Annotated in this window: 16 protein-coding genes and 1 riboswitch; of the genes, 8 read left to right on the top strand and 8 right to left on the bottom strand. The window is 70.7% G+C overall.

Features of this window, described 5'->3' with window-relative positions; translation table 11 throughout:
- Nucleotides 1–12: 12 nt before the first annotated feature.
- Nucleotides 13–1,245, top strand: coding sequence for a L,D-transpeptidase (locus tag JKJ07_RS23665; RefSeq protein ID WP_202993874.1), 1,233 nt, complete (start codon nt 13–15; stop codon nt 1,243–1,245).
- Here JKJ07_RS23665 and JKJ07_RS23670 read toward each other — a convergent pair.
- The gene (locus JKJ07_RS23670) at nt 1,242–1,601 is read right to left on the bottom strand and encodes a hypothetical protein (RefSeq protein WP_202993875.1); all 360 of its coding nucleotides are present in this window, start codon (nt 1,599–1,601) and stop codon (nt 1,242–1,244) included. The two genes, JKJ07_RS23665 and JKJ07_RS23670, sit on opposite strands and share 4 nt — an antisense overlap.
- A 154-nt stretch (nt 1,602–1,755) precedes the next feature.
- On the opposite strand from JKJ07_RS23670, the gene JKJ07_RS23675 reads away from it, so the two are divergent.
- Both JKJ07_RS23675 and JKJ07_RS23680 read left to right on the top strand, forming a co-directional pair.
- Complete coding sequence (locus tag JKJ07_RS23675) at nt 1,756–2,169, top strand: helix-turn-helix domain-containing protein (protein ID WP_202993876.1); 414 nt, start codon at nt 1,756–1,758, stop codon at nt 2,167–2,169.
- On the top strand, nt 2,162–2,785 hold the full coding sequence (locus JKJ07_RS23680) for a PIN domain-containing protein (protein ID WP_202993877.1): 624 nt from the start codon (nt 2,162–2,164) through the stop codon (nt 2,783–2,785). The genes JKJ07_RS23675 and JKJ07_RS23680 overlap by 8 nt, the downstream gene beginning before the upstream one ends.
- 22 nt (nt 2,786–2,807) lie before the next feature.
- On the opposite strand, the gene JKJ07_RS23685 is transcribed toward JKJ07_RS23680, so the two are convergent.
- The 3 genes from JKJ07_RS23685 to JKJ07_RS23695 all read right to left on the bottom strand — a co-directional run bounded on the left by JKJ07_RS23685 (nt 2,808) and on the right by JKJ07_RS23695 (nt 7,046).
- Nucleotides 2,808–4,712, bottom strand: coding sequence for an ABC transporter permease (locus tag JKJ07_RS23685; RefSeq protein ID WP_202993878.1), 1,905 nt, complete (start codon nt 4,710–4,712; stop codon nt 2,808–2,810).
- A complete protein-coding gene (locus tag JKJ07_RS23690) occupies nt 4,709–6,139 on the bottom strand; it encodes an extracellular solute-binding protein (RefSeq protein ID WP_202993879.1) in 1,431 nt (476 codons plus the stop codon). Before JKJ07_RS23690 ends, JKJ07_RS23685 begins: the two co-directional genes overlap by 4 nt.
- A gap of 142 nt (nt 6,140–6,281) precedes the next feature.
- Nucleotides 6,282–7,046 (bottom strand): IclR family transcriptional regulator, encoded by a 765-nt coding sequence (locus tag JKJ07_RS23695; protein ID WP_202993880.1) that lies wholly within the window; start codon nt 7,044–7,046, stop codon nt 6,282–6,284.
- Nucleotides 7,047–7,099: 53 nt separating this feature from the next.
- On the opposite strand from JKJ07_RS23695, the gene JKJ07_RS23700 reads away from it, so the two are divergent.
- A complete protein-coding gene (locus tag JKJ07_RS23700; RefSeq protein ID WP_202993881.1) occupies nt 7,100–7,939 on the top strand; it encodes a fumarylacetoacetate hydrolase family protein in 840 nt (279 codons plus the stop codon).
- Here JKJ07_RS23700 and JKJ07_RS23705 read toward each other — a convergent pair.
- Nucleotides 7,936–10,563, bottom strand: a complete 2,628-nt coding sequence (locus tag JKJ07_RS23705; RefSeq protein ID WP_202993882.1) for a DEAD/DEAH box helicase — start codon at nt 10,561–10,563, stop codon at nt 7,936–7,938. The genes JKJ07_RS23700 and JKJ07_RS23705 overlap by 4 nt on opposite strands.
- Before the next feature lie 24 nt (nt 10,564–10,587).
- On the opposite strand from JKJ07_RS23705, the gene JKJ07_RS23710 reads away from it, so the two are divergent.
- Complete coding sequence (locus tag JKJ07_RS23710; RefSeq protein WP_307834371.1) at nt 10,588–11,487, top strand: aminoglycoside phosphotransferase family protein; 900 nt, start codon at nt 10,588–10,590, stop codon at nt 11,485–11,487.
- Nucleotides 11,488–12,040: 553 nt separating this feature from the next.
- Here JKJ07_RS23710 and JKJ07_RS23715 read toward each other — a convergent pair.
- Both JKJ07_RS23715 and JKJ07_RS23720 read right to left on the bottom strand, forming a co-directional pair.
- Nucleotides 12,041–13,465: a glycine hydroxymethyltransferase gene (locus JKJ07_RS23715; RefSeq protein ID WP_202993883.1), complete on the bottom strand. Its 1,425-nt coding sequence runs from the start codon at nt 13,463–13,465 to the stop codon at nt 12,041–12,043.
- An 18-nt stretch (nt 13,466–13,483) separates the two neighbouring features.
- A riboswitch (ZMP/ZTP riboswitch) is annotated at nt 13,484–13,575 on the bottom strand.
- Nucleotides 13,562–14,449, bottom strand: coding sequence for an oxidoreductase (locus tag JKJ07_RS23720; RefSeq protein ID WP_202993884.1), 888 nt, complete (start codon nt 14,447–14,449; stop codon nt 13,562–13,564). (Overlaps the previous riboswitch by 14 nt.)
- 84 nt (nt 14,450–14,533) lie before the next feature.
- Here JKJ07_RS23720 and JKJ07_RS23725 point away from each other — a divergent pair, with 84 nt between their 5' ends.
- The 3 genes from JKJ07_RS23725 to JKJ07_RS23735 all read left to right on the top strand — a co-directional run bounded on the left by JKJ07_RS23725 (nt 14,534) and on the right by JKJ07_RS23735 (nt 19,853).
- Entirely contained in the window at nt 14,534–15,061 is a 528-nt protein-coding gene (locus JKJ07_RS23725; RefSeq protein WP_202993885.1) for a TetR/AcrR family transcriptional regulator, read from the top strand.
- Nucleotides 15,062–15,070: 9 nt separating this feature from the next.
- Complete coding sequence (locus tag JKJ07_RS23730; protein WP_202993886.1) at nt 15,071–16,621, top strand: cation:proton antiporter; 1,551 nt, start codon at nt 15,071–15,073, stop codon at nt 16,619–16,621.
- 241 nt (nt 16,622–16,862) lie between these two features.
- Nucleotides 16,863–19,853 (top strand): FG-GAP repeat domain-containing protein, encoded by a 2,991-nt coding sequence (locus JKJ07_RS23735; protein WP_202993887.1) that lies wholly within the window; start codon nt 16,863–16,865, stop codon nt 19,851–19,853.
- A gap of 162 nt (nt 19,854–20,015) precedes the next feature.
- Here JKJ07_RS23735 and JKJ07_RS23740 read toward each other — a convergent pair whose 3' ends face one another.
- The gene (locus JKJ07_RS23740; RefSeq protein WP_202993888.1) at nt 20,016–22,289 is read right to left on the bottom strand and encodes a glycoside hydrolase family 43 protein; all 2,274 of its coding nucleotides are present in this window, start codon (nt 22,287–22,289) and stop codon (nt 20,016–20,018) included.
- Nucleotides 22,290–22,434 lie beyond the last annotated feature (145 nt).

Raw genomic sequence — 22,434 nt, forward strand, 5'->3', positions numbered from 1 at the left:
AATGTGAGAGTCATGATTCAGCGACGCAAGGTGATCATTGGCGCCATCGGGGTGGCCGCGGCGACCGCGGCCGCCGGCTGTTCCGGCAACGGCAAGGGCAACGGCGGGGGCTCGAACTGGGTCGGGACGGCCGATGACGGCAAGCAGCCGGTCGCCGCGCCGGTCAAGCTGACGGTCACCCCGGCGAACGGGAAGACCGGGGCGTCGCCGGTCAAGCCGATCGTCGTCAGCGCCGCCGACGGCAAGCTCGAGTCGGTCGTCGTCACCGCCGGCCAGGCCAAGATCGCCGGCGCGATGCAGGAGGACGGCACCTGGCAGTCGACGGGTGCCCTCGCGTACGGGCGCAAATACACGGTCACCGTCACCGCCGCCGACAGTGCGGGCGTGACGACCACCGAGAAGAGCAGCTTCACCACGCTCAAGCCGGAGAAGACGGCCACGGTCACCTTCCAGGCCAACGCGATGGTCGCGCTCAAGTCGGGCAAGACGTACGGGGCCGGGCAGCCGGTGATCGTCCGGTTCAGCAAGGCCGTCAACAAGAACGCGGCCGAGAAGGCGATCGAGATCAAGACCTCGCCGTCGGTGCCGGGCAAGTTCTACTGGCGCGACGACAAGACCGTGCACTGGCGGCCCGCGAAATACTGGGCCGCCGGCACGAAGGTCGAGGTCAACGTCAAGGCGTTCGGCGTCCAGCTCGGCAAGACCACGTACGGGGCCAAGGACGCGTCGACCGAGTTCCGGATCGGCCGGCAACTGATCGCGATCAGCGACAACCGCACCCACATGACGAAGGTCTACATCGACGGCAAGCTCGTCCGCACGATGAAGAGCAGCCTCGGCAAGGGCGGCGGCACGACCGGGGCCAACGGCGAGAGCATCAACTACTGGACGGCCGGCGGCCCGCACGTCGTGCTGGGCAAGAAGCGCAAGCACACCATGAGCTCGGCGACCTACGGCGTGACCGACCCGAAGGACCCGAACTACTACGTGTCGGAGAACATCGAGTTCTGCACGCGCATCACCTACTCCGGCGAATATCTGCACGCCGCCCCGTGGAACGGCTCGCTGGGCCGCGCCAACAAGTCGCACGGCTGCATCAACCTGAGCACCGCCGACGCCAAGTGGGTCTACAACAACTTCCTGATCGGCGACGTCGTCGACGTCACGAACAGCCCGCGCAAGCTGCCGATCTGGAACGGCCTCGGCGACTGGACGGTCTCGTTCGACAAGTACGGCCGCGACTAGCTCGCTTTCCGCCTGCGCAGGGCGAGCAGCCCGAAGGCCATCGCCGCCACCACGCCGGCCAGCTGAATCGCCTGGCCGGCCAACACCGTGCCACCGGCGTCCCCGGTCAGGTTGCCGATCCCGGTCGGGCTGATGAGAAACCCGGCCACGATGAACGCACCCAGCGCCACCGCCACGATCGGCGCCCACCGCCACGGCGCCACCGCCACGAAGGCCGCCCCCACCAGCAAAATCACCATCCCCGGCGGCACCGCGACCGGAAACTCGACCCCACCCGCCCACAACAACCCGATCCCGGCCGCCCCCACCACCAGCCCCACCACCGAAGCCGCCCGCAACACCCGCACCGAACCCATAACCCCTCCCCAACTCGCCATCCGCCCTACGCGCCCATGCTCCGACGACATGACCCCAACTTCGTCCGTCGAGGGGCGGCTCTCCCCGTACGCGAAGTGACGTATGGCGCTCCCCCGCCCAGCTCTGACAGCAGCGCTAGACTCGGTGCAGTTGATGCAGTTAGAGCAGTTGGAGCAGCTGATGAGTGATCTTCTGACACGTGACGCTGGTGCTCTCCACCGTGCGCTCGACAACTCCGGCGACGAAGTGCAGGTCGAGTTGTCACGAGAGACGGCAGAGCTGGTTTCCCGCTGGATCGACGCACGGGCGCGCGGCGAGGAGGTTCTCGTCTCCCCGGGCAAGGCCGAAGTCACCCCGACCGAGGCCGCGGTGCTGCTGGGGATGTCACGACCTCAGGTTCGTAAGCTCATGGACCGTGGCCTGCTGGGCTTCCGCAAGGTCGGCTCACACCACCGCATCCGCGTCTCCTCGATCAGGGAGTTCCTGGAGTCAGAGCGCCCACGGCGGCGCGAGGCGCTGGCCGACTTGGCCGCGCTGCAGGACGAGCTTGGCCTGACAAGTGACTGACAGCCCGCGCGAGGTGAGCCACGAGTCAGATCTCGTTCGCGTCGTTCTCGCCGATGCGAACGTCCTGTACTCCCGCGTCTTACGCGATTACCTGCTCTACGCGGCCGATCAAGAGATCATCGCTATTACTTGGAGCCCGCAGATTTTGGCGGAGGTCACCGAGCACCTCGAAATCAATGTCCCTGGCTTCGACTCTGTGGCTGGTCAGCGGCTCGTGCACGCGATGAACCGGGCTTTTCCCTACGCCGAGATCGAGCCGAGCGACGAGCACTGGCGAATGCTGGACGAGGCACTGGCCGGAGTCGCGCTTCCCGATGAAGGGGACCGCCACGTGCTGGCCGCCGCCCTCGCCGCGGAGGCCACGGTGCTGTGCACCTCCAACATCAGGGATTTTCCGACCGGGGTGATGCGGATCCTTGATGTCGAAGCTTTGACGCCTGATCAATTGCTCGGTCGTCTCATCACCGAGTACCAGCCGGAAATGTTCTCGGCCCACCGTACGGCGGTCACGTCGTTGAAGGGCGCGACCGACAGATCGACAATCGATGCCCTGAGCCGGGCGGGTGCTCCGGCAAGCGCTGATCTGATGAGTCGTCTTCTCGGCCTTCAGCCCTGACGACCATGCCGGTAGCCATACGTCAGCCCTTGACTGCGCCCGCGGTGAGGCCCTCGGTGAGGAAGCGTTGGCCGAAGGCGTAGATGATTACGACGGGGATGCTGACCAGTAGGGAGGCCGCGGCGAGCTGGCCCTGGGGGACGACGTCGCCGGCGATCATTGACTGCATGCCGACGGGGAGGGTCTTGTATTCGTCCTTGGTGATGAACACGAAGGCGAAGAGGAATTCGTTCCACGCGTTGGTCAGGGTGAACAGGGCGACCGCGAGCAGGCCGGGCTTGGCCAGGGGCAGCACCACCCGGCCGAACGCCTGGATGCGCGAGCAGCCGTCGACCAGTGCGGCCTCTTCCAGGTCGGCCGGGATCGAGGAGAAGTAGCCGGCCAGCAGCCAGGTGGCGAACGGGATCGTGAAGGTCGGGTAGGTCAGCACCAGCGACCACAACGAGTCGGTCAGCCGGGCCCCGATGAGCAGCTGGTAGAGCGGGATGAACAGCAACGCGCCCGGCATCACGTACGTCAGCAGCACCGTGACGGTGAAGCCCTGGGCCCCGCGGAAGCGCAGCCGGGCCAGGGCGTAGCCGGCCAGGACGGCGCAGATGAGGGCGACGATCGTGGACGCGGCCGACACCATCAGGGTGTTGAGATACCAGCGGCCGAAGGGCTGGTTGGTGAACAGCGCGCCGAATTGTTCCCAGCTCCACGGGGCCGGCCACAGGTCGTTGACCCGGGCGACGACCTGCCCCTCGGTCTTGAACGCGGTGACGGCGATCCAATACATCGGGCCCAGCACGAAGGCCAGCAACGCGGTGAGGGCGACCCCGGACACGACGGCTGACAGGCGGCGGCCGCTCGAGACGATCCGGCCGACCGCCACCGCGATCAGCAGGATCACCGCCAGGACCAGTGCCGCCTTCCAGAAGATCTGCGGCGACGCCCAGGCCAGCAGGCCGGTGACCAGCACCGCGAACGGCCACAGAGGAATCCGGCTCGGCGCGGTGGTGCCGGCGTCCTGGCGCAACAGCCGTACGAGGAAGAACACGAGGGCGGCGATGATCGGCAGCATGACGAGGGTGACCGCGGCCCCGGCGCCGTACTGGAGCTGCAGGATCGCTTTCGAGTAGGCGACGAGCACGTACGGCGCGGTGACGTCGCCCGGCCCGCCCTGGGTCAGCAGCCAGATCAGGTCGAAGTTGTTGAACGTCCAGATCGACGACAGGGTCACCGTCACGGTGATCACGTGGCGCAGGCCGGGCAGCGTCACGTGCCGGAACCGTTGCAGCGCCGAGGCGCCGTCGATGGTCGCCGCCTCGTACTGGTCGGTGGGTATGGCTTTGAGCCCGGCGAGGAAGCAGACGGTGAAGAACGGCACCCCCTTCCACACGTTGACGAGGATCACGGACGGCATGGCCAGCGACGCGTCGGACAGCCAGCCCGCGGGCCAGCTGTCGACCAGATGCGTACTGGCCAGCAACGGCCCGATCCCCGAGCCGTCGAGCAGGCTGTTGACGCTGCCGAAGATCGGGTCGAGCAGCGCGCGCCAGCTGAACGCCGTCACCACCGTCGGCACTACCCACGGCACGAGCAGCAGCCCGGTCAGCAGGGCCCGGCCGCGCCGCAGGTTGTGCAGCAGCAGGGCCGCGGCCAGGCCCAGCACCACCTTGAAGAGCTCGGCGTAGGCGGTGAAGACGAAGGAGTTGACCACCCCCGTACGGAATTGGTCGTCGCCGGCCAGGGCCAGGTAGTTGCCGAGGCCGACGAAGACGCTCTGCGACCCGTGCCGCTCCGTGGTGCTGGTGATGATCGAGCGGAGGATCGGCACGAGCACCAGCGCGCCGACCAACACGGCCGTCGGTGCCAAGAACAGCGCTGCCAGCCGCCAGTCGCGACCGAGCCGCCGCTGGGTCGTCGTGAGGGAACCCAACCTCACTGCGGCAGCCCCTGCTGGGCGAAGATCTGCACCATCTTCGCGTGGGCCGCCGTCACGGCCGCAGCGGGCGCCGTGCCCTGCACGACCTGCTGCATCATGTCGGTCAGGACGTAGGCCGCGACGACGGCCTGCTGACCGGCGCTGGCCTTTTGCGGGAACTTCAGGCCGTTCTTGGTCGACAGCGGCAGCGGCTGCTGCGACATGGTGCGGACCATGGGGAACGCCGGGTCGCCGCCGGTGAAATACGGGTCGGCGTCCCAGACCTTCTGCCAGGCCGGCATGACCAGGCCGGGCGCCTCCTTCGACACCCCGACCAGCGCGGGCGCGGTGACCAGATATTGCGCCAGCAGCTTGGCCAGCGCGGCGTTCTTGGCCCCCTTGAAGACCACGAAGCCCTGGGACTGGCCGAGCAGCAGCGACTTGTCGGTGGCCGGGCCGACGCAGTCCGAGAAGACGTGGGTGTTGTCGTACACGGGGTTCTTCTTGGTCTTGGAGTCGGCGTAGACGCTGAAGCTGTTGCGGGTGTAGCCGAGGACCCCGGCCAGCCAGTTCTCGTTGTTGCTGGTGTCGGTCCAGCTGGCCACCCCGGGCGGCAGCATCGGCTTGAACTTTCCGTTGGTGTAGATGTCGCCCAGGAAGGTCACCGCCTGCACCGTCTCGGGGGTGTCGAAGGTGACCTTGCGGCCGTCGTTGGAGGCGATGGCCCCGCCGTACGAGTTGATCAGGGCCTCGATCATGCCGTTGCCGTCGCCCGAGCGGTTCACCGTCATGCCCCAGCCGAAGCGGCGCTTGCCCGGGTCCGAGATGGCCAGGCACACGTCGCGCAGCTCCTCCCAGGTGTAGACGTCCTTGGGGGCGATGCCCTTCTCCTGCATCCAGTCCTTGCGCAGGAACGACCCGATCCCGATGAAGTGGTACGGAATGGCGTACCACTTGCCGTCGAAGACGCAGAAGTTCTTGGCCTCCGCGCAGGGCTCGCCGTACAGGGCGGTCAGCGCGGTGACGACATCGGTCACGTCCTCCAGGTCGCCCAGCGCGTGGAACTGCGCGATGAACCGGGAGTCGGTCATGAAGGCCAGGTCGCGGGCCACGCCACCCTTGACCTCGGCGTCGATCTTGGCCACCACGTCACCGGCGTCGGCCTGCACCAGGCTGTTCTCGATCTTCGTGCCGGTGGCGTCGGCGAACTTCTTGATCGAGCTGTCGAGCGCCTCGTTGGCCGCCGTGGAGTAGAGCTTCTGCGACAGCAGCCCCATCGCGGTGCCCTTGAGCGAGGACGCCGCGTCGAGCAGTTCCTTCGGCACCTCGGCCTGCCCGCCGCCGGTCGACGAGGAGGTGCCACCGCACGCGGCCAGGCCGGCCGCGCCGAGCGCGCCCACCCCCAGCCCCAGAAAGTCGCGCCGAGACCATGACGTCCTGTCCCCCATGACATTCGCCTCCTTCGCCACGTCACTGTTCGAGATATCGAACCGTGTTCGAAATATCGTCTAGAGTGGACGCGACGGTAGAGGACCCCGACGAAGGGTGTCAATGTCCCGATGCGGCTTTTGGCCGGTAACGCTAAGCGGGCTACCGGGCCGAGTGACCCATGCGGGCCGACAGCGTGGCCGCCCCGTCCCGCACGAGCGCGGTCCATTCCTCGTGCGCCTGCGCGGTCCAGCGGATGATCGGCGCGGAGACGCTCATGGCCGCGATGAGGACGCCGGCATGATCCCGGATCCCGGCGGCGACGCAGCGCATGGCGGTGTCGGACTCGCCGACGTCGACCGCGACACCCTCGGCCCGTACGCCCTCGAGCTGGGCGCGCAGCCGGTCGGGGTCGGTGACGCTCTCCGGCGTCATGCCGGGCAGGACGCCCTTGGCCAGGACGGCGTCCAGTGCAGCCCGATCAAGACCGGACAGCAAGACCTTGCCGACCGCGGTGCAGTGAGCCGGCAGCCGCCGCCCGACCGCGGACACCATCCGTACGGGATGGGTGCTGTCGACCTTGACGAGGTAGATGACGTCGGCCCCGTCGAGCACGGCCACGTGCACCGCCTCGTTGCAGGCGGCGGCCACGTCGCGCGTGACGATCTGGGCCTCGCGCACCAGGTCGAGCCGCCCGGCGAACGCGGCGCCGAGCTGGAACAACGGCATGCCGAGCCGATACTGCACCGGCTGACCCGGGACGGGGATCAGGTAGGAGCGTTCCACGAGCGTGACGAGCAGCTCGTGCACGGTGGTGCGGGGCAGGTCGAGCCGCTCCATCACGTCGCGGGCCGACAACTGGGGGCGGTCCAGGAACAGCTCGAGGAGGTCGAGCGCGCGGACGACCGCCGGTACGACGCGGGCCATGCCGACGAGGGTATCCGGAGTGTTTCCGCACCTCACAAACCTAGGATGAGCGAATGTCGATATCCCTTCACCACCTGCGGACCGGCGACGCGACGCGGTGGGCGGTGCGCGCGGACGGCGGATGGCGCGCGCTCGACGGCACTCTGGCCGGCCTGCTCACCGTGCCGCTCGAGCAGGCCCGGGCCACGATCGAGGCGGCGGCCCGCGAAGCCACCGGTGACCAGCCCGGTGAGCAGGTGCTTCCCCCGCTCGACGAGCAGGAGGTGTGGGCGGCCGGAGTGACCTACCTGCGCAGCCGGGACGGCCGCAAAGAGGAGTCCGGGCACGGCTCGCTCTACGACCACGTCTACGACAACGACCGTCCCGAGCTCTTCTTCAAGTCCAGTCCCTGGCGGGTGGTGGGCGACGGCGACGCGGTGGGGATCCGGGCCGACTCGGGATGGGACGTGCCCGAGGCGGAGGTCGGCCTGGTGCTCAACTCGGCCGGGGAGGTCTTCGGCTACACCCTGGGCAACGACATGAGCAGCCGGTCGATCGAGGGCGAGAACCCGCTCTACCTGCCGCAGGCCAAGTTCTATGACCGTGCTTGCGCCCTGGGCCCGGCGATCGTGCCGGCCTGGGCGATCGACCCGGGTCCGATCCCGGTCGGGTTGCGGGTGCTGCGGGAGGGCCGCGAGGTCTTCGCCGGCACGACGTCGACGGCGGCGATGGCCCGCGGCTTCGACGATCTGGCCGCCTGGCTGTTCCGGGCGCTGAGCTTCCCGGCCGGCGTGGTGCTGCTGACCGGAACCGGAGTCGTCCCGGAGGCCGGTTTCACCTCGCGGCCCGGCGACGTGATCGAGATCTCGTCGGCGGCGCTCGGGACGCTGACCAATCCCGTCGTCACGATCTAGGTGGCGAGATCCAGGGCGGCCCGCCGGGGGTCGCCGTTCCACCGGCTCGCGAAGGCGTCCCGGAGCCGCCAACCGGCCTGGGTCAGGGCGCGGCGACGGGCCAGGTGCGCCTCGGGGCCGTCCGGGTGGGGCGCGCAGAGGATGCCGGTCGGGCTCTCGGGCGGGCCGATGCAGAGGTCGATCGTCCAACGGCCCACCCCGTACGAGGGTCTGGTGATCACGTCGAGGCGGAGCAGCTCGGTCGCCAGCTCCGCGGCCCACCCCGGCGGCACCTCGGCGTCCGGCTGGGCGACGGCGCGCGGGCCGGACGCGTACGCGAAGAACTCGCCGAGCAAACCGTCCGGCTGCTCGACGGCCGTCACCACCACGAGTTTGCGCCGGGCGCGGGTCACCATCACGTTGAACAGGTTGGGATCGGCCACGAACCGGCGGCGGCCGGGCGGGTCGTCGGGTCGCAGGCCGAGCGAGACGATCACGACGTCGGCCTCGCTGCCCTGAAAGGCGTGCACCGTGCCCACGCGCAGGCCCAGCTCCTCGATCCGCTCGACCGGGTAGGCCTCGACCAGCGCCGCCTCCAACGCGTCGGCCTGAGGACGGAACGGCGAGATCACCCCGATCCCCCGGGTGCCGGCCGCCGCCTCCTTCTCGACCGCGGCCAGCACCGCGGCGATCTCGTCCGACGCGTGCACCACGTCGATCGCGTCCGCGTGCTCACTCGCCGGCGTCCGGGTCAGGACGTCGAGCCGGTCGCCGTAGAAGCGCCGCGCCGAGAAGCCGATCAGGTGCGGCACGCTGCGGTGATGCTCGGCCAGCCAGGTCGCCGGGGCGGCCCCCGCGGCCAGGTCGTAGGCGCTGACCCGGCGCACGTCCAGCCGCTCGTCGGCCTCGTGCCGGGCCAGCACGCCGGCCACGTCGACGTCGCTCACGAACGACACGAACCGCAGCTGCCGCGGGTCGCCCACCACCAGCGCGCGGCGGGCCCGGGCCAGCACCGGGGCCGCGCGCACCTGGTCGACGTGGGACGCCTCGTCCAGCACGACCAGGTCGAACATGCCGGGCGCGGCGGGCAGCAGATCCTCGACGTCGGCGACCGTGCCGATCCACAGCGGCAGGGCGCGCACCAGCGGCCCGGCCTCGATCGTGGCGAGCAGCTCGCGGCGGCGGTTGCGGCCGGCTCGCAGCGCCACGCCCAGGTCGGCGGCGCCGCGGCGGGCCGCCCGATCCCACCGACGCGCGCTGCGAGCACTGCGTCGCATCGCGTCGCCGATCGCCCGGGCCAGCGCGTTCTCGGCGTCGTGGAGGACGGCCCACTGCGGCTCGAGGTCGGTGCCGCCGGTCGCGGCCAGGTGGGCGGCGGCCTGCTGAGCGGCGGCCGCGGCCAAAGCATCCCGTACGTGCTCGGCCGCGCCCATCCGCCGCAGCGTCCACCATCGGGCCAGGCCACCCCGGTCGAGCCGGGCCGCGACCCGTTCCGGATCGACGCCGTCCCGGAACGCGCCGGGCACATCGGCGGCCAGTTCCGCGAGCCGGGGTTGCCAGTCCGGCAGCCCGGCCGCCCGCATCTCGAGCTCGAGCGCCGCCGTCACCCGAGACCGCATTTCCCGTACGCCCGCAAGCGCGCGCCGCACCGCCTCGGCGTCGGCCCGCACCTCGCCGTCGCTCGCGCCGCTGTCGAGACCGGCGGTGAGCTCGGCGGCCAGGCTCTCCCGCCGGGCCGCGTCGCCGAACAGCACCGGAACCGGCCCCGGATAGCGTTCGAGCAGCCCGGCCAGCACCTCGGCGGCGTGCGGCGACTGGGTGGCCACGAGCACCGACCCGCCGCGGTGCACCACCTCGAGCGCGGCCGCGACGACGGTGTGGCTCTTGCCGTTGCCCGGCGGCCCCGAGACGACGGTGACCGGGGCCGTGCGCACGCGCCGCACCACTTCCGCCTGGGCCTCGCTCAACGGCAACGGCGAGACCACCTCCGTACGGTCCTCTTCGGACTCCTCGCACGTGTCGTAGAGCGCGGCCAGCGCCGTGCCCGCCAGCTCGCGGCCCGCCCAGCTGCGCAGACTGTCGGCGAGCCCGGCCCCGAAGACGTCCCGCACCACGAACAGCGCGGGCTCGGGCACCAGCACGACCCGGTCGTTGGGGGCGCGGCGGCCGGTGGCCAGCGCGTCGACCGGCAACCCCGTCGCCTCGGCGGCCGACCACAGCCAGGCCTTGCTGCCCGTCGCCGCCAGCCAGCCCGGCCCGGCCACCCCCGGCGCCGCCTCGAGCGCGGCCGCGAGCGTGCGGTTCCCGATCTGCGGCGTGATCTCGACGTCGCCGGCCGGGACGATCCGATAGCCGAGCAGGCCACGTTCGAGCTGAACGGGCTGGCTCAGCAACGGCACCCTGACCTTGCGGGGCTTGCCCTCGATCTCGGCCCGCCCGACCAGGAAACCCCAGCCCCGGCGCAGCGGACGCTCCTCCCGATGCAACGCACCGATCGCGGCGAGCCGGTTGGCCTCCTTGGTGCGCCCCACCCGCTCCGCGTCATCCAGCCACACGAGCGGCCCACCCCGGCTGACGTCCAGCTCACGATCATTCCCGGCCGGCGCCAGGTCGGCCAGCACCTCGAGCACGCGTGACGGCACCATCGCCGCCGAGGCTACCGTGACCTGGTGGAAGAGCACCGCCCGCGGTTGTCCGACGCCCCCGACGCCGTACGGGAAATGGTGGAAAGCCTGCTCGGTGAGCCGATCGTGGCCGAGCACCCCGCGAGCGCGGGCTTCACGCCGTCGATCGCCTCGGAGGTGGCCGGCGCGGGCGGCAGGCGCCTCTTCGTCAAGGTCGGCACCGACGACGCCGGCCTGATCCTGGCTGCGGTGACCGGCTCGCTGGCACCCCGGCTGGTGGGCAGCGGTGTTGTCGGCGAGTGGCGGATCGCCGCGTACGAGGTGGTCGAGGGCGAACCGGTGACCCGCTGGCACACCGCCGACCTGCCCCGATTGGTGCCGGCCGTGCGACGCCTGGCAGAGCTCAGCCCGGTGCGCGGCAGCACCCCGTACGCGGAAGCCTTTGTCCCGATGCTGGGCACGTGGCGGGCGCTCAACGGTGACGGTCCTCGGGTGGATCACCTGCGCGGGCGGCGGCTGCCCGTCGACCTGCCGATCCCGCTGCTCGCCGACCTGGAAAGCCGGTGGCTGGACGCCCTCGCCGACGGCACCGCGCTGCACCACGGCGACCTGCGCCGCGACAACTTCATCCGCCGGCCGGACGGGCGGCTCGTGATCGTGGACTGGACCCACCTGTGGACGGCCCCGGGCTGGATGGACGTGGTGCGCCTGGGCCCGGACGTGGCCGCTTGTGGACATGATCCCGAGTGGTTGCTGCGGGCCTGCCGGCCGGACGCGCCCGCCGACGGGGTGAACGTGGCGCTGGCCGGATTGGCCGGTCGAGCCTGGCGCGACGGGCACCTGCCGGGGCCCACCGCACTGCGGCACATGCAGCGCGAACAGGGCTTACACACGCTGCGCTGGCTGGCGGCGCGGCTCGCATCGACTCCCACGCCTCGCGGCTGAGACGTGGTGAGCCTATTTATCCACAGGCCCCCGGGCCGGCCCGGAGCTGGCGCCCTCCCCCACTACGTCGGCCTTGCTAGTCACTCACCAGTGACCAGCAGGGCCGCCGCCCTTCAGGGTGACGTAAAGCGTCGCCGCCGTGGCCGCGAGTCGAGAACTCGGATAGCCACATCACCCACAACCAGCCACCTTGAGCCTCTGGGCTCACCGCGGCGGGTCATACGTCGTCGCTTTCCCAACTTGATCATCCCCTCACCCCGAGACGTTCGTCCCCAGGCGCCTGGCAGGGACGAGCAGATGGGGCGAGGAGCGGGAGTGCCTGACGTGTAGGTTTCGGACCGCTTCACCAGCGGAAGCCTGCGCCTCAGCCAACTGGCAGCGGCTCGGACTGACCGCTACGGCAAGGATTTGCATGATCGCAGGAAAACAGAACGCCCTGAGCCCATCCGAGGGGCGCCATCGAGCAACGCTGCGCTTCGCCGCGTGATACTGAACGAGGTAAAGAGGCCTCTCCGTAGGCTCCGGGTCGGCCCGGAGCCTACGGATCAAGTCGTCAGCCCAGGTCGACGGTGGGGTAGAGGGGGAAGCCGGCGAGCAGTTCGGCGGCCTGCTTGTGGACGCGGTCGGAGACGGCCGGGTCGAGGTGGAACTTGGCCTTCGACGTGGCGTCGGGGGTGGTGCCGGCCAGGACCGTGTGGATCAGTTCGGCGATCTGGTCCATCTCGGCCGCGCCCAGGCCGCGCGACGTCAGGGCGGGGGTGCCGACCCGGATGCCCGAGGTGTACCAGGCGCCGTTCGGGTCGTTCGGGATCGCGTTGCGGTTGGTGACCACGCCCGAGTCGAGCAGGGCCTGTTCGGCCTGGCGACCGGTCAGGCCGAACGGGTGCACGTCGATCAGCACGAGGTGGTTGTCGGTGCCGCCGGAGACCAGCTGCACGCCGCGCTTGACGAGGCCCTCGGCCAGCGCCTGCGAGTTGGTGACGATCTGCTGAGCATATGTAGCGAATTCAGGGCGCCGGGCCTCGGCGAACGCGATCGCCTTGGCCGCCATCACGTGCGCGAGGGGGCCGCCGAGCACCATCGGGCAGCCGCGGTCGACCTGCTCCGACAGTTCAGGCTGGGCAAACACGGCGCCACCGCGCGGGCCGCGCAGCGACTTGTGGGTGGTGGTGGTGACGATGTGCGCGTGCGGGAAGGGGCTGTAGTCGCCGGTGAAGACCTTGCCCGCGACCAGACCGGCGAAGTGCGCCATGTCGACCATGAACGTCGCGCCCACCTCGTCGGCGATCTCGCGCAGCGTCGCGAAGTTCACCTTCCGGGGGTACGCCGAGTAGCCGCCCACGATGATCAGCGGCTTGAACTCCTTGGCCGTCGCGCGCAGGGCCGCGTAGTCGATCTGCCCGGTGGCCGGGTCGACCCCGTACGAGCGCTGGTCGAACATCTTGCCCGAGATGTTGGGCCGGAAGCCGTGGGTGAGGTGGCCGCCCGCGTCGAGCGACATGCCGAGCATGCGCTGGTTGCCGAAGGCCTGCCGCAGCTCGGCCCACTCGGCGTCGGTCAGGTTGTTGATCTGGCGCTTCTCGAACTTCTTGAGGTACGGCACCTCGACCCGGTCGGCCAGCACGGCCCAGTACGCGACCAGGTTGGCGTCGATGCCGGAGTGCGGCTGCACGTACGCGTACGGCGCGTCGAACAGGGCCTTCGCGTGCTCGACGGCGATCGACTCGACCGTGTCCACGTTCTGGCAGCCGGCGTAGAAGCGGCGCCCGATCGTGCCCTCGGCGTATTTGTCGGACAGCCAGTTGCCCATGGCCAGCAGCACGGCCGGCGAGGCGTAGTTCTCGCTCGCGATCAGCTTGAGCGACTCGCGCTGGTCGGTCAGCTCCTTGGCGATCGCGTCGGCGATGCGCGGCTCGACGGACCGGACCACCTCGAGGGCGGAGCGAAAGGCGGTGGATTCGGCGTTCAGCTCGGACATGGGACCTCCCTATCACGATGAAGAGGCCCAGGCGCACGGCAGGTCGTCGGAATAGACGGAGCCGCTCCCCGATGGTTGACCACCTTGACGCGCCAGTCACGGCCCGTCGGTGAGCATACCGGCGCGAGCGGGCCAGCACACACCTGTCATCCGTTGCGAGATCTCCCACAGCCGGGCGGCGAGGGCTTCGTCGTGGGCCGCGGGCGCCGCTTCGACGAGGACGGGACGCCCGGTGAACTCGTGCCACCCGTCCGGCCCGAAATAGCTCTTGGGAGCGACCGCGGGATCGGTGGCAGCCCGCAAGATCGGCAACGCCCCCGATTCGGCGCTCTGGATCAACCACCAGTCAAAGGCCTTCCGCGTACGCGGTGAGGTCACGAACCGGAACAGCCAGGGGCTGTGCCGGGTCAGGGCCGTCCGGGCCGCTCCCGGGTGCGCGGCCACGCTGGTCAGCCCCGGGCAGCGCCGGCCCAGCTCGAAGGCGAAGAGCAGGTTGGCCAGCTTGGACCGGCGGTAGGCCCGCATCGGGTGGTAGTCCCGGGCCCAGTCCAGGTTGCCGAAGTCGAGCGAGCCGCCGTGGTGGGCGTTGCTGCTCACGGTCACCACCCGGGCGCCGTCGAGCCGGTCGAGCAGCAGGCCGGTGAGCGCGAAGTGACCGAGGTGGTTGACGCCGAACTGCTGCTCGAAGCCGTCCACCGTCAGCCCGTACGGCGGAATCATCAGCCCGGCGTTGTTGACGAGCAGGTCGATCGGGCGGTCGACGGCGGCCGCGGCCGCGCGCACGGAGGCCAGGTCGGCCAGGTCGAGCGGCAACGGCACGCCCCCAATCCGCCGGGCGACGGGCGAAGGGTGGCGACCGGCGACGATCACGGTCGCCCCGCGCGCCCGCAGCTCGGTGGCCACGACGAGCCCGAGGCCCGAGGTGGCGCCGGTGATGAGCGCGGTGCGGCCGGTCTGGTCGGGGATGTCGGCGAGAGTCCACATGGTGGCGCCTCCTATAATCGGGACACTCGTCCCGCTTAAGGCAATATACGGGACGACCATCCCGCTTAACTAGAGGACGAGTGCATGCGCGCCGACGCGGAACGGAACCGGGCCAAGGTGATCGAGGCGGCGATGGCGGCGTTCGCCCAGGACGGCCTGTCGGTGCCGGTGGCCGAGATCGGCCGGCGGGCCGGGGTGGGCACGGGCACGGTGAGCCGGCATTTCCCGACCAAGGAGTCGCTCTACGAGGCGATCGTCGTGGCCCGGGTGGCCGAGCTGGCCGACGAGGCCGCGCGCCTGTCCGCCACCGCCGAGCCGGGCGCCGCGTTCTTCGGGTACTTCGCCGGCCTGGTCGAGCGGGCCGGCGCCGACCGCGGGCTGGCCGAGGCGCTGGCCGGGGGCGGTTTCGACGTCGAGGCCGCCGCCGCCCGAAGTGGACACGACCTCGACGGCCTCGAGTCGGCGCTGCTCGCCGCGGCGCAACAGGCCGGAGCCGTACGGGCTGATGTGACCCGGGCCGACGTGAAGGCCCTCCTCGCCGCGTGCGTGGCCGCGCCCGACCGGACCCGGATGATCGAGATCGTGACAGCCGGACTGCGTGCTGATCATTAGTCTGAGGCCGTGAACGGCGTACAGATCCTGCTCATCATCGGTCTGGGCATCTTCGTGTCGTCCGTGGCGAGACGCCGCGGGGTCGAGCCGGGGATGATCATCGTGGTGCTCGCGGCCGCCGCCTCGTTCATCCCGGGGGTGCCCCGCCTCGAGCTGGAGAGCGAGGTCATCCTCGCGATCGTCATCCCGCCGCTGCTCTACTCGGCCACCCGCGGCGCCTCGTTCGCCAACTTCGGGGCCAACATCCGGTCGATCTGGGCGCTCGGCGTGCTGCTGGTCGCGGTCACCTGCGGGGCGCTCGGCTTCCTCTCGTCGTGGCTGCTGCCCACGCTCGGGCTGTCGGTCGCCTTCGTGCTCGGCGCGGTGCTGGCCCCGCCCGACACGATCACCACGGTCTCGCACGGCGACGAGATCGGGCTGCCGAAACGGGCGACCACGATTCTCACCGGGGAGAGCCTGGTCAACGACGCCACCGCGCTGACCCTGTTCAGCATCGCCGTGGCCGCCGTCAACGGGGAGCACACCACCTGGTCGGGCGGGTTCGGAGAGTTCCTCCGTACGGCGTCGATCGGGCTCGGCATCGGCGCGCTGTTCGCCTACGCCGCGCTGCGGATCCGCAAGCGGCTGGGCAACCCGACGCTCGAGACGGCGCTCGTGCTGCTCGTGCCGTTCACGGCCTTCCTGGCCGCCGAGGAGGTGCACGCGTCGGGCATCCTGGCCGTGGTCATGGCCGCGTTCTCGATCAGCGTGAACCTGACGCTCGACCCGCAGCATCAGTACCCGGGCGCGTACAAGACCCGCTTGCAGGAGGAACAGGTCTGGCGGGTGCTCGACTTCCTGCTCGAGACCTTCGTCTTCGCGTACATCGGCCTGCAGTTGAAGTTCGTGCTGCAGGAGCTGGCCGAGTCGGAGAGCCCGGGGCTGACCCGCACGGTGGTGGCGGCGGCCGTGCTGCTCGTCGCGGCGATCGTGCTGCGGATGGCCGGGGTGTTCGTCATCTTCGGGCGCTGGCGGCTCAAGGAGATCGGGACGAAGCGCCGCGTCGAGTCCGACGTCGACTTCCGCGACCGCTATCAGCGCTGGCAGGAACGGCACGCCCGGCGGGGTGGGGTGCCGCTGCCCGCGCCGACCACCAAGGAGATGGTGCTGGTCGGCTGGACGGGCATGCGCGGCATCCTCACGCTGGCCGCCGCGGCCTCGATCCCCGAGCACACCGCCTCGGGCGAGGAGTTCCCGGGCCGCGACGCGATCCAGGCGATCGCGCTGATCGTCACGCTGGGCACGCTGCTGCTGCAGGGCACGACGATCGGCTGGCTGGCCCGCAAACTCAAGATCGACGTCACCGCCGAGCGCGCCGAGACCGAGCAGCTGCGCGAACGCGGCCGGCAGCTGGCGGCCGAGGCGGCGGCGGAACCGGCGGCCGACCTCGACGCGTCGTTCGAGGCCCAGCGGCTGGCCCTGGGCAAGGCGGTGCGCGACCGGGTGCTGCCCGAGGAGATCGCCCGCGAGCTGATCGAGGACGTCGACCTGCGCCAGGCCGCCCGGCATACAGCCGACTAGAGCACCGTGGCCGCGTGCCGCACGAACTTGGCCACCTCGGGCGAACCCCGACCCGGCCCTGCGCCCGGGCACAATTCTCGGCCCCACCGGCGAGCCGGACGAAGCCTTGCGGGCTTACGTGACACCGGAAATCACCGCTGCGGTGGCCAAGTTGACCACCGCCAGCATTTAGGGCCGCCCACCCGGTTGATTCGACGATCTTGAATCCCTAAGATCCGCGTGACCAACCACGGGGGCACATATGCACAAGCCGTCCCGCCGCGTCGTCGCGGCGGCCATTTCCGGTGTCGTTCTCGCGGCCGGCGTCACCGTGACGCCGGCCGCGGGGGCGGCGGCCACACCGGCCGAGATCAGAGTTGTGGCGGCGCCGTCCTATCCGGCGTATCCGTGGGACACCCCGGTATTCGCGGGTGAGACCGGTTTTCTGCACCAGCGCCAGCCGTCCACGCCATGGCTGTGGAGCACCTACGCCGACGGCCGCACGACCGAGGTCGAAGAGCTGAAGGGCGTGGCGGCCGACGAGCTCTACTCGGCCGGTGGTGACACCGTGGTGCCGACCGTCTCGGCACCGGGCCACCCGGTCAGTTCGACGACCGCCGCCGCGCTGGATCTCAGCACGATGACCTGGCGCAAACTGACCATCAACGGCACCCAGCCCGCCTTCGAGCGGTTCCTGGGCGGCTCCATTGTGGCCGTCACCGGCACCTTCCCGAACGTGAAGGTGGAGCTGCGCCGGCCGGCCGCCGACGGCTCGCACACGACCACGCCGATCACCGGCATCCCGGACGACGTGATCTCGATGAACGTCCTGGCCGGCGACGCCACCGGCGCCGTGCTGCGGCTGGCCGCTCAGAGCCCGGCCGGCATCCTCGAGCGCTACGGCCTGCTCGACCTCGAATCCGGCCGGGTCGGCGTGCTGCCCACGGTCCCGTTCACCTGGAACGTCCTGCTCACCCGGGACCGGATCGGCCTGATCTCGCGGCCGTTCGTGCGGAGTCTCTCCCGGGCCGAGATCATGGCCGGCACCGCGACCACGCCGGACGCCATCGAGTTGCCCAGCGATGTCACCGAGGCCGCGATCGGACTGGCCGGCGACGATGTGATCGCCGTGCCCCGGCCCGACCCGGCCGTGACCGAGACCGAGGCGCTGCGATTCACCGTCGGCGGCACCGAGCCGGTGACGGTGCTGCCGAAAGCCAGGAACAAGCTGGTGCAGGCACCCGACGGAGTGCTGTTCGTCGGCGGCACCGGACCTGGCGACTGGTCGGTGCGGCGGGCCACCAAGTCCGGCCAGTCACCGGTCCTGCCGATCGTCAAGCCGCTGGTCAACGCGGGCGTCACGCTCTCCTACGGCGTGGTCCGCCACACCGCGGCCCTGCCCCGCGTCGGCGAGAACGCCGACTATCACCTGTTCAGCGAGGCGGGCGACCCCGCCCTCCAGCTCGACGAGCCGAAACCGTGCGCCCCCGGTGCGACCTGCGTCCGGCTGGTGGACGGCTATCAGCCCGGTGCCACCTATCTCTCCGACCTTGGCCAGGATCCGGTTCTGCGGTACTCCGACCCCCACTACGTCAGTCAGCTCGCCTCCACGGTGGACAGGCTCGTCGACGCGTCCCACGGCTACGTGCTGGTGAGCGATTCGGCGAAGCTCTACGTCCACGGCGTCGGCGAGCCACGCACCTTCCCGCGCACCGGCGCCGCCCTGTCGTTCGAGACGCTGTGGCGCGCCGACGCGGCCGGTTCGCTTCGCCCGCTGAACCTGAAGTCGGGCAGCGAGGGCGCTGCGCTCGGCACCGGCTCCGACTGCACGGCAACCGAGGTGCAGGCCACCGTCAGCCATCTGTACTGGACGTGCGGCGCGAGCGGCCCGGCCGGCGTCTACGACCTGGTCCGCAAGCAGAACGTCACCGTGCCCGCCGGGCAGTATCTGCTCGGCGACAACTACCTGGTGCGGCACGACGCCGACGGCACCCTGGTGCGCCTCGACCTGACTGACGGCTCGCTGGGCGATGCGGTCGAGCTGGCCACCGTGCCCCGCGGCGACCTGGCCGACCACCGCAACATCAGCTGGGCGGTCGACAAGTTCGGCGGCGACGTGGCCTGGGTCGACAGCGGCAACGCGGTGCACGTTGTCGACCCCGGGGTTGCTCCGTCGGCCCCGGCGGTCTTCGCGGTCGCCGCTCCGGCCACGCTCACGCTGCCCGGCGCATACACGGTCACGGCGCAGCTGACCCAGGCGGTCGACTCGACCACCCTGACCGTCACCCAGGTCCGTACGGGTGCGGTGGTGGCCCGGGCCAAGGGCGGGGCGGCCCGGGCCACCTCGGAAACCACCTGGAACGGCAACGGCGCCGACGGCAAGCGGGCGATGAAGGGCCGCTATCGGTGGTCGCTCTCGGCCACCGTGGACGGCCGGGCCACCGACATCGCCGCCGGCACCATGGCTGTGACCTGCGGCGGCGGGTCGCCTCTGCACAGCTACGACTGCAACGGCTATCCGGCGCTGCTGGCGATGAGCAGCACGACCACGGGCACCTGGAAGCTGAGCCGGCCGGACAGCGCTGCCATGCCCAACGCCGGCTACAACACCCTGCCGGCGCTCACCGCCGTCGTGCCGTACGGCGACATCAGCAAGGACTACAAGAACGACCTGCTGATCCGCCGGGCCGACGGCACCATGCGGGTCTACCTGGGCGATGACACCATGCAGTTCGCCGGGCGCCCGTCGTTGGCCCTGCCCGGCGACTGGAACATCTATGACTGGCTGGTGCACACGGGTGACGTGACCGGTGACAAGCAGTCCGACCTGATCGCCCGGGAGGCGGCCACCGGCGCGCTCTACGTCTTCGCGGGCAACGGCACGGGCGGCCTGAACGCGCGAGTCAAGCTGGCCGGTGGCTACAAGGGCTACAGCAAGGTGATCGGGCCCGGCGACATCAACGGCGACGGCAAGCCCGACCTGCTGCTGCAGTACGACCCGACCAGCACCATGTACGCGATGCTGGGCGCCGGGGACGGCACGTTCCAGTCGGGGCTGCGGGTCGTGGGCACCGGCTGGCTCGGCTACAACATCGTGATCGGGGCGGGCGACCTCAACGAGGACGGCAAGAACGACCTGGTCATGCGGGACGGGGCCAAGGCCCTCTACCGCCGGCTCGGCACCGGCAACGGCACGTTCGGGGACCGGCAGCTGATCGGCCCCGACTTCGGCCAGTATTCGAGCATCAACTGAGCCTGAGGGGTGGGGGCCCCGCCCAAGTGGCCCCCACCCCGGTCTCAGCCCGGCCCCACCCGGTGCCGCCGGGTGCCACCCGGTGCCACCGGGTGCCGCCCGGCCCCGCCCGGCCCCGCCCGGTGCGGCCCGGTCTCGGTTCCGGTGTCTCGGCCCGGTCGCTCAGCCCGCGGCGTACGTGCGGACGTAGTCGAAGCGGGCCGTCGCGCCCGTGCCGCCCATCGCGACGACGCCGATCCGCAGCGGGCGGGCCATCGTCCAGGCCGCGCCCCACTCCCAGGTCACGCCGTCACGGCTGGACGCCATCCGGGCCACGCCGTCGCGATGCAGCAGCCGCAGCCACATGGTCGCCGGGGCCGGACCACCGAACGACGGCCCCGACGTGACAGCATTGTTCGAGACCCGGCGGTCCTCCTTCGTGAACTCGGTCTGCTGCAGGAACGTGTTCGCGATCCCGTTGAGCGGCAGCACCGAGTGGGCCAGTTTCACAAACCGGTCGTCGTGGTCGTAGAGGACGAGCCCGGCCTGCTGATTCCCCCGTACGCCGTCGAACTGGAGCTTGGTCTCGACGACAAAGGGCCCGGCCGGGGCGTCGCGCACCAGCACCCCGGCGCTGTTCGAGCCCAGGGCCAGATCGCCGGCCTGCGTCGGGCGTACGAGGAAACCACCGCTCACCGTGGCCGACGCGTCCGGACGCACCCAGCTCCAGCCCGCGTTCGGGGCCGTGCCGGTGAACTCGTCGGTGTACGCCGGCAGCAGCGCACCCGCTCTTGGCGTCGGCGCCAGGGAGGTGACCGGAACGGACAACGGCGCCGCACCGAGATTGTCGACGTCGGCCGAGCCCGTACGGGAAACCGCTCCGACCCGCCCGCCGGCGAACCCGGCCGGAAGCGTCAACGAGACCGTGGCGACATCCTGCAGCAGCCGGTCGGCCGACACCGTGGCCACCAGCGAGCTCCCCCGCCGGGTCAGCACGATCGTGTGCCAGGACTGGTAGTTGAAGTTCGCCGGCAGCGCCGCCGAGCCCGTGACCGCGCCGTCGACGACCAGCCGCTTCGACGCGCTGTCGAGCCAGGCGGTGACCGGCCCGTACGAGATGCCGGCCGCCGTTCCCCGCACGTCACCCTCGACCCGCACGTTGCCGGCGACCGAGCCCGCGCTGAGCGAGGTGGCCGCCGCCGCGGTGGTGAGCAGGCCGCCCGACCAGGTGAAGCCGCCCGTGAAGCCGGCCGCGCCCGAGTCGAACGTGCTGCCCACGGCCCATGTGGTGACAGGCGCGGTCTCGGCGCCGTTCGAGGGACCGGCCCCCGCCCGTACGACGGGCCACCCGTCGATCCAGTCGAGCCGGTCGATCATCAGGGGCCGCTTGGTCAGGTTGAGCGTCGCGCCGTTTGCCCCGGTGACCGGCGGGAAGTCGGGGTCGTTCTGCGGGATGGCGTGATAGACCAGCCAGTCCTGCCCGGCCAGGTCGGTCGCGAGCGCGTTGTGCCCCGGGCCCACCCAGCCGTTGCCCGTGGCCGCCAGCACGTTGCCGTCCTTGCTGGTCAGGTCGGTCAGCCGGACGCCGGTGGGCGTGCTGAACGGCCCCAGCGGCGACGTGGCCCGGCCGGCCTTGACGGTGTAACCGCTGAACGCGCCGTCGCAGCAGCCACCGTCCGAATAGAACAGGTAGTAGTAGCCGCCGCGGTGGACGACGAAGCCGCCCTCCATCCGGCGGCCGTGCCCGATCTGGGTGACCGGGCCGGCGATCGCGGTGCCGTCCGCGTTCATCCGGGCCACGCAGATCGTGTCGTAGCTGCCCCAGTAGAGGTAGTAGGACCCGTCGGTGTCGGTGAACATCGCCTGGTCGATGGTGCCGCTCGGGCAGCCGCCGGCCGCCGGGACGATCTGGCCGCGATCGGTCCACGGCCCGTTCGGCCCCGGGCTGGTGGCGAGCCCGATGCCGCCGACCGAGAGCGAGTACGTCAGCCGGTACGCGTTGTTGTAATACCGCACGTCGGGCGCCCAGGGTCGCGTGCCGGCCGGCCACCAGCTGGGCTTGGCCGTCAGCGGGAAGACGTCACCGGCGTAGGTCCAGTGCACGAGGTCGGTCGAGCTGAGCGTCGGCAGGATGTGCTCACCCGTCTCCCCGCGGCTGTTGAAGATCGGGTTGGTCGTGCCGTAGGCCCACCACTTCCCGTCCTTGCCCTTGACGACCGCGGGATCGGGAAAGGTGTCAACGGTGCCGGCACTTACCGGGTTGGTGTAGGTCGCGGCCGCGGTGGGGGCGGCGCTCAAAGCAGGCGCTGCGGCGACGGCGGCACTCAAAGCGGGCGCTGCGGCGACGGCGGCACCTGGGGCGGGCGCTGCGGCTTGGGCCGCACCAGGGGCGGGCGCGGCGGCGAAGGTGGCGGTTATCAGGGCAAAAAGCCAGAGCGAGGTGCGCGTACGGGCCATCCGTGGCTCCCGGGATGCGAGGGGGATCGGGGCGTGAAGCTACCGGCTGGGCTGCGACTTCGTTTTTGTGCCTGTGGATAACTCGACAATGTGGATAACCCGCCGGCACCCAGGTTGATCTGGTTAGGGTGGTCAGCCCCCAGGT

The organism is Paractinoplanes lichenicola, from assembly GCF_016785085.1.
Taxonomy (GTDB): domain Bacteria; phylum Actinomycetota; class Actinomycetes; order Mycobacteriales; family Micromonosporaceae; genus Actinoplanes; species Actinoplanes lichenicola.

Bases quoted from the DNA above. Each gene is read 5' to 3' on its own strand.
- JKJ07_RS23665 (WP_202993874.1), top strand. From the start codon at position 13: ATGATTCAGCGACGCAAGGTGATCATTGGCGCCATCGGGGTGGCCGCG.
- JKJ07_RS23670 (WP_202993875.1), bottom strand. From the start codon at position 1,601: ATGGGTTCGGTGCGGGTGTTGCGGGCGGCTTCGGTGGTGGGGCTGGTG.
- JKJ07_RS23675 (WP_202993876.1), top strand. From the start codon at position 1,756: ATGCAGTTAGAGCAGTTGGAGCAGCTGATGAGTGATCTTCTGACACGT.
- JKJ07_RS23690 (WP_202993879.1), bottom strand. From the start codon at position 6,139: ATGGGGGACAGGACGTCATGGTCTCGGCGCGACTTTCTGGGGCTGGGG.
- JKJ07_RS23695 (WP_202993880.1), bottom strand. From the start codon at position 7,046: ATGGCCCGCGTCGTACCGGCGGTCGTCCGCGCGCTCGACCTCCTCGAG.
- JKJ07_RS23700 (WP_202993881.1), top strand. From the start codon at position 7,100: ATGTCGATATCCCTTCACCACCTGCGGACCGGCGACGCGACGCGGTGG.
- JKJ07_RS23705 (WP_202993882.1), bottom strand. From the start codon at position 10,563: ATGGTGCCGTCACGCGTGCTCGAGGTGCTGGCCGACCTGGCGCCGGCC.
- JKJ07_RS23715 (WP_202993883.1), bottom strand. From the start codon at position 13,465: ATGTCCGAGCTGAACGCCGAATCCACCGCCTTTCGCTCCGCCCTCGAG.
- JKJ07_RS23720 (WP_202993884.1), bottom strand. From the start codon at position 14,449: ATGTGGACTCTCGCCGACATCCCCGACCAGACCGGCCGCACCGCGCTC.
- JKJ07_RS23725 (WP_202993885.1), top strand. From the start codon at position 14,534: ATGCGCGCCGACGCGGAACGGAACCGGGCCAAGGTGATCGAGGCGGCG.
- JKJ07_RS23735 (WP_202993887.1), top strand. From the start codon at position 16,863: ATGCACAAGCCGTCCCGCCGCGTCGTCGCGGCGGCCATTTCCGGTGTC.
- JKJ07_RS23740 (WP_202993888.1), bottom strand. From the start codon at position 22,289: ATGGCCCGTACGCGCACCTCGCTCTGGCTTTTTGCCCTGATAACCGCC.